Origin of the sequence: Brucella sp. NBRC 113783, assembly GCF_040372265.1 — a bacterium.
Taxonomy (GTDB): Bacteria; Pseudomonadota; Alphaproteobacteria; order Rhizobiales; family Rhizobiaceae; genus Brucella; species Brucella teleogrylli.
Genome location: NZ_BAABRX010000002.1, coordinates 240,176 through 254,316, shown reverse-complemented (window position 1 = coordinate 254,316; position 14,141 = coordinate 240,176). Strand labels below are relative to the sequence as shown.

Below are 14,141 nucleotides of genomic sequence, written 5' to 3'. Positions count from 1 at the left end.
TGTAATCAGTAAAACTGTCAGGGCTTTCGGCTCTGAACCTTGTCCGGCCCCATCAGCACAAGAAGGTCGGCCAGTTCGGGTCCGTGAGATTGCCCCGTCAGCGCCAGACGCAACGGCATGAAGAGACCCTTGCCCTTACGTCCCGTTTCCGACTTGACCGCGTCAGTCCAGGCTTTCCATGTCTGGTGGTTCCAAGGAGCTGCTGGCAACGAATTGAACGCGATACGAATAAAGTCGCGATCCTCATCGGACAGTTCCGGCGCTTCCGGCAAATCGCCAGTCACGATCTGCCACCAATGCTGCACATCGCCGAAGCGATCCAGATTGCCACGCACAGCGAGCCAGAATGGTTCAGCCTTGCCGCCTTCGACACCAAGCGCTGTGAGACGAGGCTTGGCGTCGGCAAAAGACATTTCATGCAGCAATGCGCGATTGAGCGTGTCCAGTTCCGCCGGATCAAACTTGGCCGACGATTTTGAGATGGAGGCCAGATCAAAACGTTCCGCCAGCGCATCCATGGTCGGTGCAGCGGCGACATTTTCCGACGTGCCGATCAGGATAGCCAGCGAAGCAACCGCCATCGGCTCATAGCCGTTTTCGCGCAGCGACCCAACCGAAAGCGCGCCCGTGCGCTTGGACAGCCCTTCGCCCGTCGTGGTGGTCAGCAGATTATGGTGTCCGAAGACCGGCGGTTCTGCGCCGAGCGCCCGGAAGATTGCGATCTGCACGCCGGTATTCGTCACATGGTCGTCGCCACGGATAATATGGCTGACGCCGAGATCGATGTCGTCCACGACCGAAGGCAGCGTATAGAGATAGGTGCCGTCTTCACGCACCAGCACCGGGTCCGACATGGACGCCAGATCGACCACCTGGGGGCCACGCACCAGATCATCCCAGTGAACTTCGGTGCGCTGCGTTGTGAACGGATCGCTTTCGAAATTCGGCAGCAGAAAGCGCCAATGCGGCTTGCGGCCTTCGGCCTCGAAAGCGGCCTTTTCCGCATCGGTGATTTTCAGCGCCTCGCGGCCATAAACCGGTGGCAGGCGGCGTGCGAGACGCAGCTTGCGGCGGCGTTCCAGCTCGTCAGCCGTTTCATAGCAGGCATAAAGCAGCCCTGCTTCCTTCAGCTTTTCCACGGCGCGAGCATAAACATCGAAGCGTTTCGACTGATATTCGACGCGGTCCGGCGTTACGCCAAGCCAGTCCAGATCAACGGCGATGGCCTCAGCATATTCTTCACGCGAGCGTTCAACATCCGTGTCGTCATAGCGCAGGATGAACTTGCCGCCATTCTTTTGGGCATAAAGCCAGTTCGAGAGCGCAGTGCGCGTGTTGCCGATGTGAATATAGCCCGTCGGCGATGGGGCAAAACGAACAGTAACAGTCATTCTATTATCTTTCAGCGGTCGCGGAAGCGGTTCGTTATGGGATAACGGCGATCGCGTCCAAAATTCTTCCTGGTAATCTTAACACCGGGTGCCGATTGTCTGCGTTTGTATTCAGCGAGATAAAGCAAATGTTCGATACGCTGCACGGTCTCAACCGGATGGCCGCGCGCTACAATATCGGCATTGCTCATTTCGTTTTCGACCAGACATTCCAGAATATCGTCGAGCACCGGGTAGGGCGGCAAGCTGTCCTGATCGGTCTGGTTTTCACGCAGTTCGGCGGACGGCGCCTTGGAGATGATGTTGTTCGGGATCACCTCGCCTGCCGGTCCGAGCGAGCCTTGCGGAACATGGCTGTTGCGCCATTCCGACATCGCATAGACCTGCATCTTGTACACGTCTTTGATCGGATTGAAGCCGCCATTCATGTCGCCGTAGAGCGTGGCGTAACCGACAGACATTTCCGACTTGTTGCCAGTCGTGACGACCATGGAGCCGAACTTGTTCGAAACGGCCATCAGGATGGTGCCGCGCGCGCGGCTTTGCAGGTTTTCTTCAGTGACACCGCTGTCCGTACCGGCAAATAGTGGCTGAAGCGCGCTCATGAAGCCCTCAACCGGCTCGGCAATGGGCACGATATCGTAACGTACGCCAAGCGCCTTGGCGCAGTCGGCTGCATCTTGCAGGGATTCACCTGACGTGTAGCGATACGGCAGCATGATGCAGCGCACACGCTCCGGCCCCAGTGCATCCACGCCCATCGCAGCGCAGATTGCCGAGTCGATACCGCCGGAGAGACCCAGAACGACATCCTTGAAACCGTTCTTGTTCACATAGTCGCGCAGGCCCAGCACGCAGGCGGAATAATCCGCCTCCAGTTCTTCCGGAAGTAGAGCTTTCTCGCCCTCCTCGCAACGCCAGGTGTCTCCGTCGCGATGCCAGATCGTCATGGCGATCTGCTCCGAAAATTGCGGCATTTGCAGGCACGGGAACTTGTTGCCGGGATTGAAAGCAAACGATGCGCCGTCGAAAATCAGTTCATCCTGACCGCCAACCTGATTGGCGTAAAGCATCGGCAGTTCGGACAGCATCACCTGCTTTAGAACGACCTGATACCGGCGGTCCATCTTGGCGCGGTGATAGGGTGAACCATTCGGCACGAGAAGGAATTCTGCACCGCTTTCGGCAAGCGTTTCGGAAACGCCGAGATCGCCCCAGATATCCTCGCAGATCGGAATACCGATTCGCACACCACGGAAATTGACTGGTCCCGGCAGCGGACCCGGCTCGAATACGCGCTTTTCATCGAATTCGCCGTAATTCGGCAGATCGACCTTGAACCGCTCAGCAATCACTTCGCCGCCATCCAGCACCATGACCGAATTATGCAAGCCGCTCCCGCGGCGCAGAGGGGTTCCGATGATAACGCCCGGCCCACCATCCGCCGTATCGGCTGCAAGGTCTCGGACGGCCTTCTCGCAGGCTTCGACAAAAGATGGCTTCAGCACCAGATCCTCAGGAGGATAACCGGCAATGAACAGCTCTGTGAACAGGATCAGATCGGCCTTCATGTCGGCAGCCTGCACGCGAGCCGCGCGGGCCTTGGCCAGATTTCCGGCAATATCGCCCATGACGGGATTGAGCTGCGCGACTGCAATACGAAGCATAATGAGATTCTCACCAACACTATTTCAGCGCAAGATTTAGCGTGGGAGTGGAGGGGATGCAATGACCGGCACGCCTCCCCGCGCCGTTCGTCTCAATTATCGATGAGAGAACCCTGAATTGTTCAACCGATCTGAACAAGTCAACGGCAAACTGCCTTGCCAAGACCCGAATTAGTTTACGTCCTATTTCGGGGATATGAGGATACAACGGGTATAATCCGCCAGGTTTTCATAACTATCGCAATGATGTGCGTTCGGCTGCGACGGTGCAGTATCCGCAGCATTGGCATCAATAAAATAAAGCCCAGCCGATATTAGAAACACCAAAAACAAAAAAAGATAAATTATTCTCGTCATTTATATCTCCTGGAATCAACCCGAAAGAAGATATCAATTATAGAAATTTCTAAAACCGCAATTATGAAAGAACTTTTGCTATTTTATCTATTTCAAATTCAAATATATTTATTTTAATAATAGAAAGACGATATGATTATATAGCCCCATGTGGCCACAACAAATATAATCGCGATCAGCACGGCCAATGAACCACAGTCCTTGGCAATCTGGATTTCCTTATGAAAATCGCGGGACACCGCATCGCATGTCGCCTCTATGCCGGTATTCAGAATTTCGACCATCATCAGAAACAGGATCGAGCCGGTCATCAGCAGGAAGGCCAGCCATGTGGGCGCAAGGAAGAAAGCGACAGGCAAGGAGACCAGAAACAATACCAGTTCCTGTTGCACGGCTTTTTCATTGCCCGCGAGATATTTCAGCGCGCGCATCGAGTTCAGAAAAGCCAGAAAAATGCGCTGCATAAATACCCCCAGAAGCCATGGACACGATTTCGCGCTTTGCCGGAGAATGCTTTAGACAACTCTGCTTCAAAAGCAACAGGGCGGAGATCGAAACCTCCGCCCTGCCCAAATGATTGCAATCCAAGAGCCTTTCAGGCGCTTGCGACCTGCTTTTCAGTGCCCGCATCGCGCTCCTTCTTGAGGAGTTCGGCCAGCAGGAACGCCAGTTCCAATGCCTGATCGGCGTTAAGGCGCGGATCGCAATGCGTGTGGTAGCGATCCTGAAGATCGTCTGCGGAGATGGCGCGGGCGCCGCCCGTGCATTCCGTGACGTTCTTGCCGGTCATTTCGACATGGATACCGCCCGGATGCGTGCCTTCGGCGCGATGGATCGCGAAGAAGGATTCCACTTCCTTGAGAATGCGGTCGAACGGACGCGTCTTGTAGCCGCCAGCGGTGATCGTATTGCCATGCATCGGATCGCAGGACCAGACGACCTTGCGGCCTTCCTTTTCGACAGCGCGGATGAGCTGCGGCAGGTGATCGCCCACCTTGTCGTAGCCGAAGCGCGCAATAAGCGTCAGACGGCCAGCTTCGTTTTCCGGGTTGAGCAGGTCGATCAGACGAATGAGGTCATCCGGCTGCAAGGACGGGCCACACTTGAGACCGAGCGGGTTCTTGATACCGCGGCAATATTCAATATGCGCATGGTCGGCCTGACGCGTGCGATCACCGATCCAGATCATGTGACCAGACGTGCCATACCAGTCGCCCGACGTGGAATCGACGCGGGTGAGCGCTTCTTCATAGCCGAGTAGCAGCGCTTCATGGCTCGTGTAGAAGTCAGTCTCGCGCAGCGAATGGTTGCTGTCAGACGTGATGCCGATAGCGCGCATGAAGTGCATCGTTTCCGAAATGCGCTGCGCCAGAGCCGTGTAACGTTCCGCCTGTGGGCTCTTGCCGACGAAGCCGAGCATCCACTGGTGCACGTTTTCCAGATTGGCATAGCCGCCCTGCGCAAAAGCGCGCAGCAGGTTCAGCGTTGCTGCGGACTGGCGGTAAGCCATGTCCTGGCGCTGCGGATCGGGCGTGCGCGAGGCTGCGTCGAAATCGATGCCGTTGATGATGTCGCCACGGTAGGATGGCAGCTCGACGCCATCCTTCGTTTCCATGTCCGTCGAACGCGGCTTGGCGAACTGACCGGCAATACGACCAACCTTCACCACCGGCTTGGAAGCACCGAAGGTGAGAACGACGGCCATTTGCAGGAACACGCGGAAGAAGTCGCGAATATTGTCCGCGCCATGTTCAGCGAAGCTTTCGGCGCAATCGCCGCCCTGAAGCAGAAATGCCTTGCCTTCCGCCACAGCGGCCAGCTGCTGCTTGAGCTTGCGCGCCTCGCCTGCAAAAACCAAAGGCGGATAGGTGCGAAGACGGGCCTCAACGTCGGTCAGAGCCTGTGCGTCCGGATAAAACGGCACTTGCTTGATCGGTTTGTTTCTCCAGGAATGCGGGGTCCAGTTCTTCGTCATTAGAGCACCTGTTTTGCGTTATCCGCTCGATAATCCTCGGATTATATCCTCCTTACACGAAAGCCGGAATTCCAATCATGCAGTCTGCACCTGAAGAAGATGCCAGCCACATGTCTAATCCCGGCGTGCGTGGGTCGCGCTGATATAATGCACGCGCGGGTTTTATACCAGCAATAATCGTTAATGATATTCGCCTGCGGCGAAAGGGTCAGCCTTCGACCTTTTCGCCATTTACGACGCGATAACTTGGCTTGTACATCGTGACCAGTTCTTCGGCGGCGGTCGGATGCACGGCCATGGTGCGGTCGAAATCATCCTTGGTCGCGCCAGCCTTCAGCGAAATCCCCAGAAGCTGCGCCATTTCACCGGCATCCGGTCCCATAATATGGGTGCCCAGGACGCGGCGGCTTTTGGCATCGACGACGATCTTCATCAGCATCTTTTCGTTGCGGCCCGAAAGCGTGTTCTTCATCGGACGGAACAAGGCGCGATAGACTTCGACTTCCGGATATTTCTTCGCTGCCTCTTCCTCGGTCAAACCGACAGTGCCAATTTCGGGCTGGGAAAAGACAGCCGTTGCGATCAATTCATGATCGGGCTTGGTCGGATTGTCCTTGAAAACTGTTTCAAGGAAGCACATTGCCTCGTGAATGGCCACCGGCGTCAGCTGCACGCGGTTGGTGACATCGCCGACCGCCCAGATATTGGCGGTGCTGGTGCGCGAATAGTCATCCACTTCCACGGCGCCGAGCTTGTCCAACTTCACGCCAGCGGTTTCAAGGCCGAGTCCTTCCGTGTTGGGCATGCGGCCAAGCGCCAGCATCGCCTGTCCGGCTTCGAGCGTCTCGCCATTCGACAGGGCAATCGACAACAGGCCGTTTGCCTGCTTCGTAACCTTCTCGAAAACCGCCTCACAAATGATGCGAATACCCTTGGCTTCCATGGTTTCATGCAGCAAATGGCGAACATCGCCGTCGAAACCGTTCAGGACTTCCTTGCCGCGATAGACAAGTGTGGTTTCCACGCCGAGACCATGGAAGATATTGGCGAATTCGACCGCGATATAGCCACCGCCAGCGATGACAATTGCCTTTGGCAATTCATCCAGATGAAAAGCCTCGTTCGAGCTGATGCAAAGCTCATGGCCGGGCAGAGCCGCGTGCGGGTTCGGACGTCCGCCGGTGGCGATCAGAATATGTTCAGCAGTAACGCGTCGTCCATCAGCCTTAAGCTCGACCGTATGTTCATCGACGAGCACCGCGCGGCTTGCAAAAATCTCGACCTTCGAATTTTCAAGCCCCTTGCGGTAGAGCCCTTCCAGACGGTCGATTTCCTTGTCCTTGGCAGCGATCAGCTTCTTCCAGTCGAAGCTGCTTTCGCCCACCGTCCAGCCGTAACCGACAGCGTCCTCGAAATGTTCGGGAAACTGTGAGGCATAGACAAACAGCTTTTTCGGTACACAGCCGCGAATGACGCAGGTTCCGCCCATGCGATATTCCTCGGCCAAACCGACCTTCTTCCCCATGGCGCCCGCCAGTCGGCCTGCGCGCACACCACCGGAACCGCCACCGATAACAAAGAGGTCGTAGTCATATCCGGTCATGGGGAATCTCCTTCAGCATTACTGACGATGATATGTAGGCAAAAGAAAAAGCCCGGCCAAGTCGCCGGGCTTTCAAATTATTTGATCTGAGCCGTGATTTACTGCTGTGCAGGCTGCTGCGTCTGCTGGCCAGCTGCCGCACCGGCCTGAGCGGCCAGAACTTCTGCAACATCGCGAGCGAGGTCACGGGCAACACCATTTTGCCAGACATTGGCGGCCTTCACGACTTCACGGGTCACAATCGGGCCTTCCGACAGAAGCTTCTTGCCAGCTGGCGAGGTGTAGAAGGTCGAGATCGCCTTCAGTTCCTCTTCCGAAAACGCCTTTGCGTAAGCGCGTGCGGATTCGGTTTCGAGGTCCGAACGGCGGGCAGCGAGAGCCAGAGCCTTTTCATCGACGGTCTTGGTGATCAGACCTTCGAGATTGGGATCCTTCTGGATCAGCTCGCCCTTGAGCGCGCGGGCTGCGTTCGGCAGAATCTCGTCGAACTGCTCGGTCGCGTGGATCGCGGAGATCGCTTCGCGGGCAGCCTGCAGATGGGCATCAGTGATTTCCTGCGCCGAAGCCGCATGAACGCCGGCCATCAGGGCGAATACGGAAAGCGGTGCAATCAGACGACGAAAGCCAGTTGCCGGGATCATATGCTCAATACTCCGTTCAATCAGTTCAACACCAGTAATAGCACTGGCAGTTCAAGACCGGTTCAGGGTTCGGATGCCGTCGGTGCCTGCAATTACTGCCGCACGCGCCAGCCCGATGAAAAGTCCATGCTCGACGACGCCGGGAATGGCGAAGAGAGCGTCAGATAGTGTCTTTGGCTCGGGAATGCGGCCAAAAGATGCATCGACGATGTAGTGTCCACCATCCGTTACAAAAGGCGAACCATCTTTTAAGCGCAGGTTCAGCGGGCCTGCAAGGCCGCATTTCGCGGCTGCCGCCTGGATTGCGCGCATCGTGGCGCCAAGACCGAAGCGGTTGACCTCGATGGGCAGCGGAAAACGACCCAGGGTTTCCACAACTTTCGATTGGTCGGCAATGACGATCATGGCGTCCGAGGCTGCGGCCACGATCTTTTCGCGCAACAGCGCGCCGCCGCCGCCCTTGATGAGCGACAGTTCGGAATCGACTTCGTCCGCGCCGTCAATGGTCAGATCGAGATGCGGAGTTTCTTCCAGCGTCGTCAGCGGAACGCCCAGTTCCTGACACAGGCTGGCGGTGCGTTCAGAGGTCGGCACGCCGACGATCTTGAAGCCGCCCTGCACTTTTTCGGCCAGCAGACGCACGAATTCTTCTGCCGTGGAGCCCGTGCCGATGCCAAGACGCATACCATCCTTGACATGCGTCAGCGCCTCGGCTGCGGCGGCGATCTTCAGCTTGCGTGCTTCGTCCATGAAAGAAATCCTAGCATATCCTCCGGGTTGAACCGGCGGATTCTCGTCCCAATTCGGTTCGCGTCTAGCATGCGCAGGCATGACAACAAAGCATCTATTTAAATATGACGCAGAATTTCACATCTGCGCGACCGGACTACCTGCCCTTGAGCCGTTGCACGCTATCGGTTACGTATGCCTGACCTCATCTATCCGAAAGAGACATTATGTCCGTTGCCAGTGCCAAGCCCATCATCGTTTTCGATCTCGACGGCACACTCGTCGATACCGCGCCGGACCTTCTCGACAGCCTCAATCACTGCCTGTCCATTTCCGGTCTCAAGGCCGCCGATCGGGCAGCGTTGCGCCGGTTTGTCGGTCAGGGCGGACGCACCATGATCGAACGCGCTTTCGCGGCGCAGCAGACGCAGATCGATGACACGCGCCTCGACCAGTTGGTGGAAGAGTTTCGCGAGCATTATGCGGACAACATGCCCGGACATTCCGTGTTATTCCCCGGGGTACTGGAAGCGCTCGACCGCTTTCAGGCGCATGGCTTCGAACTGGCTGTCTGCACGAACAAGTTCGAATCTCTTTCGGTCAAGCTGTTGACGTCAATGGGCGAAGCCGCGCGCTTTGCCGCCATCTGCGGCGCGGACACTTTCGCCTGGCGCAAGCCGGACCCGCGCCATCTGACCGACACCATTGCGCGCGCTGGCGGCAATCGTGATCGCGCTCTGATGGTCGGCGACAGCCGCACGGATATCGACACGGCCAAGGCTGCGGGCATTCCTGTGGTAGCCGTCGATTTCGGTTATACTGACCTTCCGGTCCAGCATTACGAACCGAGCCGGGTGATTTCGCATTATGACGAATTCACCCTCGAAATGGCTGAACAGCTGATCGACGCGGTTGCAGACCCCGTCTGAAAGGATCGAGAACGGTGAAAAATACAGTTTCTCAGTTTGTTACGCTGGCTTTTTCAACCGCTATGGCATCAGGCGCTTTCGCTCAGGAAAAATCCGCGCCCGGCCTTCCGGGCGTTGAACCGCAAAAGCCGCTCGTCTCGGCTCCGCCGCCCGCCCCGGAGCCGGATGGAACGCCAGCAGGCAGTTGGAAGAATTTTCGGGTCGGCAATACCGATGTCTCTGTCTCGGGCGATATCATCATCGATGTCGGCACCGGCAGAGGCGGTTCCCGTCACCGATGATCCTTAGCTCCTTGCTGCAACCGCCAAGGCCGACCAGACGGCGGGCAGCAGCTCGGGCAAGTCTTCAGCGATCAATCCGTGACCGAAGCGCCGTCCCGCATCGGCATGAACCCAGACTGCCGCACAGGCTGCCTCGAAGGGCGACATTCTCTGCGCCAACAGACCGGCCACAATGCCTGCCAGAACATCGCCGGAACCGGCGGTCGCCAAAAACGGCGTTCCATTTGCATTGATCGCGGCGCGACCATCCGGGGCGGCGATGACCGTATCCGGCCCCTTATAGATCACCACCGCATTGGCAAGGGTAGCCGCCTTACGGGCCTTATCGAGCTTTGACGCATCATCCTTGGCCACATCCGGGAAGAGCCGACGGAATTCTCCCTCATGCGGCGTCAAAACAAGCGCTGTCGCCGCGCCTTTTCGCGCCTCAAACAATTCTCGCGGATTCTTTTCGAATGCCGTTATGCCATCCGCATCAAGCACCAGCCCATTGAGCGCCGGAAATGCCGAGGCCGAGCGCCCGCCCAGCATCAGGGCATGCTGGCGTGCGAATGCTGCGTTTCCGTAACCGGGGCCGAGCACAGCCGCCGCGACTTTTCGATCTGCGATGAACTCCCGTACATCGCTGGCACTGCGGGTTTCGCGCACCATGATGCTGGTGACATGCGCCGCATTGATTGGCACGGCATCCGGTGGCGACAACAGCGTTACGGCTCCCGCGCCGCTTCTGGCCGCAGCCAGTGCCGACAGCCGCGCTGCGCCCGTCGCGTGCATGCCACCAGAAAAGACGGCGACATGTCCGCGGCTATATTTATGCGCATTGACGTTCAAGGCAGGCAAGCTATCCACCCATAAAGCGGGAGCATTTTCGTGCGCCTGCGGGCGGATCGTGTCCAGCACACGGTCTGGAATGCCGATATCCGCCACATGCAGAACGCCGCATAACGCCCTGCCCGGCTGCAGCAAATGGCCGGGTTTCTTGCGGAAAAATGTGACGGTTGCCCGCGCTTTGGCCGCCGCGCCCAGGAGTTGCCCGCTGGCGCCCGACACGCCGCTTGGCAGATCGACGGCGATAACCGGAATGTCTGATGCGTTGATCGCGTCGATGGCCACGGCTTCGGCCCCATGAACCTCACGCGTCAGTCCTGCACCGTAAATGGCATCGATGACACCGGAAAAACTGGCGGGCGAAAATTCGTTGATGCTGCGCACCTCGCCCTTGTGAAACAGCGAGGCACGAAGCGCGTCGCTGCCTTTTCGCGGCGGCGCGACGCTGAAGCACACGACCTCGAAACCCGCTTCCAGAAGATATTGCGCTGCGACATAACCGTCACCGCCATTATTGCCCGGTCCGCATAAAACCGCGACCGGCCCTTTGTCGGCGAACATGCGTTGTGCGACTTCCGCCACCGCCCGCCCCGCCGCCAGCATCAGCGAAAAGCCGTCACGCACCCCGTTATCCATGGTCCAGCGGTCCGCGGCTGCCATTTCATCGGGGTTTAGCAATTCCAACATCGCGCACCTGTTTCGTAAGACGGATTTCGCGGTGATTAAACACGCGGCAGAGCGCTTTGTGCAAGAGAGCCTATATTTGTCGCAAATTGATTACTTTTTAATCATACATTCAATATCAGGATAGCTCTTCCACACCCCAACGATAGGCACCTCCTTGCAAAGGTGCCGCCTTTAGTGCCACTCTGCTAAGGAAATGGAAGAGAAGAGAAAATTTTGCCTAGTTTTTTCAAACTGGCACGCTTCATGCTTCTCCAACAGTGAAACGGGCACAACGCTCATTTCTGAAGAAAAGCGGAGACCATTCTCTGATGAAAAAGATCGAAGCCATCATTAAGCCCTTCAAACTCGATGAAGTGAAGGAAGCCCTTCAGGAAGTCGGCTTGCAAGGCATCACTGTCATCGAAGCCAAGGGCTTTGGACGACAGAAAGGTCATACCGAGCTTTACCGCGGTGCCGAATACGTCGTCGACTTTCTTCCCAAGGTGAAAGTCGAAGTCATTGTAGCGGATGAAACCGTGGACAACGCGATTGAAGCCATCCGCAAGGCAGCCCAGACGGGTCGCATCGGCGACGGCAAGATTTTCGTCTCCAACATTGAAGAAGTCATTCGTATCCGCACCGGTGAATCCGGCGTCGATGCCATCTGATTAACACCTGCATACCTCTCCTTCGTCGTGCAAACAGGGAATTAAAATGACGACCGCCAACGATATTCTGAAACAGATCAAAGACAACGACATCAAGTTTGTGGACCTTCGCTTCACCGACCCGAAGGGCAAGCTCCAGCACGTTACGATGGATATCGGCCTCGTTGACGAAGAAATGTTCGTTGACGGCGTCATGTTTGACGGCTCCTCGATCGCCGGCTGGAAGGCCATCAACGAATCCGACATGGTTCTGATGCCTGATCCGGCGACGGCCCATATCGACCCGTTCTTCGCCCAGTCCACGCTGGTCATTCTTTGCGACATTCTCGAGCCGATCTCGGGCGAGGCTTACAGCCGCGATCCGCGCACGACCGCAAAGAAGGCAGAAGCCTACATGAAGTCGCTCGGTATCGGCGACACGGTCTATGTCGGCCCGGAAGCTGAATTCTTCGTCTTCGACGACGTCAAGTACAAGGCAGATCCGTACAATACCGGATTCAAGCTCGATTCCACCGAACTGCCGTCCAACGACGACACCGACTATGAAACCGGCAATCTCGGCCACCGTCCGCGCGTCAAGGGCGGCTATTTCCCGGTTCCGCCGATCGACAGCTGCCAGGACATGCGTTCCGAAATGCTCACCGTTCTGACGGAAATGGGCGTAACAGTTGAAAAGCATCACCACGAAGTGGCATCGGCCCAGCACGAACTCGGCGTCAAGTTTGACTCGCTCGTTCGCAACGCCGACAAGATGCAGATCTACAAGTATGTCGTGCATCAGGTTGCCAATGCCTATGGCAAGACCGCAACCTTCATGCCGAAGCCGATTTTCGGCGACAACGGCTCGGGCATGCACGTTCACTTCTCGATCTGGAAAGACGGCAAGCCGACCTTTGCTGGCAATGAATATGCCGGTCTGTCGGAAAACTGCCTGTTCTTCATCGGCGGCGTCATCAAGCATGCCAAGGCTGTGAACGCATTCACCAACCCGTCGACCAACTCGTACAAGCGTCTGGTTCCGGGCTATGAAGCTCCGGTTCTGCTGGCCTATTCGGCACGCAACCGTTCGGCTTCCTGCCGTATTCCTTTCGGCTCCTCGCCGAAGTCGAAGCGTCTTGAAGTCCGCTTCCCGGACCCGGCTGCCAATCCGTATCTCTGCTTCGCAGCGCTGCTGATGGCTGGCCTCGACGGCATCAAGAACAAGATCCATCCCGGCCAGGCCATGGACAAGGATCTGTATGACCTGCCGGCAAAGGAACTGAAGAAGATCCCGACCGTTTGCGGCTCGCTTCGTGAAGCGCTCCAGTCGCTCGACAAGGATCGCGAATTCCTCAAGGCCGGTGGGGTGTTCACCGACGACCAGATCGACTCGTTCATCGAACTAAAGATGGCCGAAGTGATGCGTTACGAAATGACCCCGCATCCGGTCGAATTCGACATGTACTACTCGGTCTAATAACGGAGATGCGGGAGCGCTTGCGCTCCCGCCATTCCATGAGTTACCGAGGGGAACGACGCGTTTTTAAAAACGCGCAAAAGAAAACCCGGCCTTATGGCCGGGTTTTCTTTTTGTAATCAATGCTTTGGATAAACTATTTGAGAAATAGTTTCAGTTGGCTCAAAGCGCCTTGAGTACCCGCGCTGCGATCATCATTTCGACCGCGCGCGCCTTGCGCCGTGCAGCCGCTTCCGCGTCTTCGCCCCACTGTTCGGTCGTCCAGTCTTCGTCGATATGCGCCAGTGCCCAGCCGTCTTCGGCGGATACTTCGCCCTTGGCGATGGCCAGTGCAATGATGGCCGAGCCGGTTAGCGTCGTCATCGTATGGAGCGACGCAAGCGCAATCGGATCGGTGAATGCGGACAGATGAATGCCAAATGCCGTAATCGCCTCACGCGACTGCTCCACATGCATCACGCCTTCGGCAAGCGTAAAGCGCGCGCCTAGCGTTTCCGCCCAGTCGATCAGCGGGTCCCACCGCGCCGTCTGGCGCGACACCAGTTCCTGTGGCGCATCGGCGCGATAGCAGAGCAAATCCGTGCCTGCGAAGCGCAATATGTCTTCAAGCACCGCCTGGGGGTCCTGCGCGATGCCGTCAATGGCCGTGTTCACAAGGCGCGTTGCGGGCATTTTACCCGGATCGATAACCTTTTCCTGCGCACGGAATTCTTCAGCAACTATCTCTGCCGCCGCAGCCGTCGGAAGCATGAGGAGACTGCGCGCTGGTGTCTTTACCGGGCGACCGTCGAGATGAACGGCAAAACCACCTTCCACTTCAGCGACTGCCACCTGCTCATAGAACCGCTTCGGCAGTTGCGCCTGCATCAGCTTCTGCGCTCGTATGATGGGATTCTCGTCGGAAAGCTGCTTTCCGGCTTCAAGATCGCTTAAAGTATCACGCATGGGGT

Annotated in this window: 13 protein-coding genes; 4 read left to right on the top strand and 9 right to left on the bottom strand. The window is 57.1% G+C overall.

Annotated elements, in window-relative coordinates:
- Positions 1-17: 17 nt before the first annotated feature.
- From gltX to rpiA, 7 genes are all read right to left on the bottom strand, one after another.
- The gene (gene gltX / locus ABWW11_RS06550) at positions 18-1,391 is read right to left on the bottom strand and encodes a glutamate--tRNA ligase (RefSeq protein ID WP_319080439.1); all 1,374 of its coding nucleotides are present in this window, start codon (positions 1,389-1,391) and stop codon (positions 18-20) included.
- An 11-nt stretch (positions 1,392-1,402) separates the two neighbouring features.
- Positions 1,403-3,058, bottom strand: coding sequence for an NAD+ synthase (locus tag ABWW11_RS06545; protein ID WP_319080438.1), 1,656 nt, complete (start codon positions 3,056-3,058; stop codon positions 1,403-1,405).
- Positions 3,059-3,528: 470 nt separating this feature from the next.
- Positions 3,529-3,879 (bottom strand): diacylglycerol kinase, encoded by a 351-nt coding sequence (locus tag ABWW11_RS06540; protein ID WP_109368919.1) that lies wholly within the window; start codon positions 3,877-3,879, stop codon positions 3,529-3,531.
- Positions 3,880-4,010: 131 nt separating this feature from the next.
- The gene (locus ABWW11_RS06535) at positions 4,011-5,390 is read right to left on the bottom strand and encodes a class II 3-deoxy-7-phosphoheptulonate synthase (protein WP_109368918.1); all 1,380 of its coding nucleotides are present in this window, start codon (positions 5,388-5,390) and stop codon (positions 4,011-4,013) included.
- A 208-nt stretch (positions 5,391-5,598) separates the two neighbouring features.
- Complete coding sequence (gene gor / locus ABWW11_RS06530; RefSeq protein WP_109368917.1) at positions 5,599-6,993, bottom strand: glutathione-disulfide reductase; 1,395 nt, start codon at positions 6,991-6,993, stop codon at positions 5,599-5,601.
- A 98-nt stretch (positions 6,994-7,091) separates the two neighbouring features.
- Positions 7,092-7,634: a DUF2059 domain-containing protein gene (locus ABWW11_RS06525; protein WP_109368916.1), complete on the bottom strand. Its 543-nt coding sequence runs from the start codon at positions 7,632-7,634 to the stop codon at positions 7,092-7,094.
- A gap of 51 nt (positions 7,635-7,685) precedes the next feature.
- Complete coding sequence (gene rpiA, locus ABWW11_RS06520; protein WP_319080437.1) at positions 7,686-8,384, bottom strand: ribose-5-phosphate isomerase RpiA; 699 nt, start codon at positions 8,382-8,384, stop codon at positions 7,686-7,688.
- Between the two features lie 206 nt (positions 8,385-8,590).
- On the opposite strand from rpiA, the gene ABWW11_RS06515 reads away from it, so the two are divergent.
- Together ABWW11_RS06515 and ABWW11_RS06510 are read left to right on the top strand one after the other, a co-directional pair.
- The gene (locus tag ABWW11_RS06515) at positions 8,591-9,292 is read left to right on the top strand and encodes an HAD family hydrolase (RefSeq protein ID WP_319080436.1); all 702 of its coding nucleotides are present in this window, start codon (positions 8,591-8,593) and stop codon (positions 9,290-9,292) included.
- Positions 9,293-9,354: 62 nt separating this feature from the next.
- Entirely contained in the window at positions 9,355-9,573 is a 219-nt protein-coding gene (locus ABWW11_RS06510) for a hypothetical protein (protein ID WP_109370217.1), read from the top strand.
- 3 nt (positions 9,574-9,576) lie between these two features.
- On the opposite strand, the gene ABWW11_RS06505 is transcribed toward ABWW11_RS06510, so the two are convergent.
- On the bottom strand, positions 9,577-11,088 hold the full coding sequence (locus ABWW11_RS06505; protein ID WP_124915983.1) for an NAD(P)H-hydrate dehydratase: 1,512 nt from the start codon (positions 11,086-11,088) through the stop codon (positions 9,577-9,579).
- A 308-nt stretch (positions 11,089-11,396) separates the two neighbouring features.
- Between ABWW11_RS06505 and ABWW11_RS06500 the strand changes: the two genes are divergently transcribed.
- Together ABWW11_RS06500 and glnA are read left to right on the top strand one after the other, a co-directional pair.
- Positions 11,397-11,735 carry a P-II family nitrogen regulator gene (locus ABWW11_RS06500; RefSeq protein WP_078338549.1) on the top strand — a complete coding sequence of 113 codons (339 nt, stop codon included), beginning with the start codon at positions 11,397-11,399 and terminating at the stop codon, positions 11,733-11,735.
- 46 nt (positions 11,736-11,781) lie between these two features.
- Positions 11,782-13,191: a type I glutamate--ammonia ligase gene (gene glnA, locus ABWW11_RS06495; protein WP_109368912.1), complete on the top strand. Its 1,410-nt coding sequence runs from the start codon at positions 11,782-11,784 to the stop codon at positions 13,189-13,191.
- 162 nt (positions 13,192-13,353) lie between these two features.
- Here the strand turns inward: glnA and ABWW11_RS06490 are convergent, their stop codons facing one another.
- Positions 13,354-14,136 carry an ATP12 family chaperone protein gene (locus tag ABWW11_RS06490; RefSeq protein WP_109368911.1) on the bottom strand — a complete coding sequence of 261 codons (783 nt, stop codon included), beginning with the start codon at positions 14,134-14,136 and terminating at the stop codon, positions 13,354-13,356.
- Positions 14,137-14,141: the final 5 nt, after the last annotated feature.

Coding starts and splice junctions, on each gene's coding strand:
- gltX (WP_319080439.1), bottom strand. CDS start 1,391: ATGACTGTTACTGTTCGTTTTGCCCCATCGCCGACGGGCTATATTCAC.
- ABWW11_RS06545 (WP_319080438.1), bottom strand. CDS start 3,058: ATGCTTCGTATTGCAGTCGCGCAGCTCAATCCCGTCATGGGCGATATT.
- ABWW11_RS06540 (WP_109368919.1), bottom strand. CDS start 3,879: ATGCAGCGCATTTTTCTGGCTTTTCTGAACTCGATGCGCGCGCTGAAA.
- ABWW11_RS06535 (WP_109368918.1), bottom strand. CDS start 5,390: ATGACGAAGAACTGGACCCCGCATTCCTGGAGAAACAAACCGATCAAG.
- gor (WP_109368917.1), bottom strand. CDS start 6,993: ATGACCGGATATGACTACGACCTCTTTGTTATCGGTGGCGGTTCCGGT.
- ABWW11_RS06525 (WP_109368916.1), bottom strand. CDS start 7,634: ATGATCCCGGCAACTGGCTTTCGTCGTCTGATTGCACCGCTTTCCGTA.
- rpiA (WP_319080437.1), bottom strand. CDS start 8,384: ATGGACGAAGCACGCAAGCTGAAGATCGCCGCCGCAGCCGAGGCGCTG.
- ABWW11_RS06515 (WP_319080436.1), top strand. CDS start 8,591: ATGTCCGTTGCCAGTGCCAAGCCCATCATCGTTTTCGATCTCGACGGC.
- ABWW11_RS06510 (WP_109370217.1), top strand. CDS start 9,355: ATGGCATCAGGCGCTTTCGCTCAGGAAAAATCCGCGCCCGGCCTTCCG.
- ABWW11_RS06505 (WP_124915983.1), bottom strand. CDS start 11,088: ATGTTGGAATTGCTAAACCCCGATGAAATGGCAGCCGCGGACCGCTGG.
- ABWW11_RS06500 (WP_078338549.1), top strand. CDS start 11,397: ATGAAAAAGATCGAAGCCATCATTAAGCCCTTCAAACTCGATGAAGTG.
- glnA (WP_109368912.1), top strand. CDS start 11,782: ATGACGACCGCCAACGATATTCTGAAACAGATCAAAGACAACGACATC.
- ABWW11_RS06490 (WP_109368911.1), bottom strand. CDS start 14,136: ATGCGTGATACTTTAAGCGATCTTGAAGCCGGAAAGCAGCTTTCCGAC.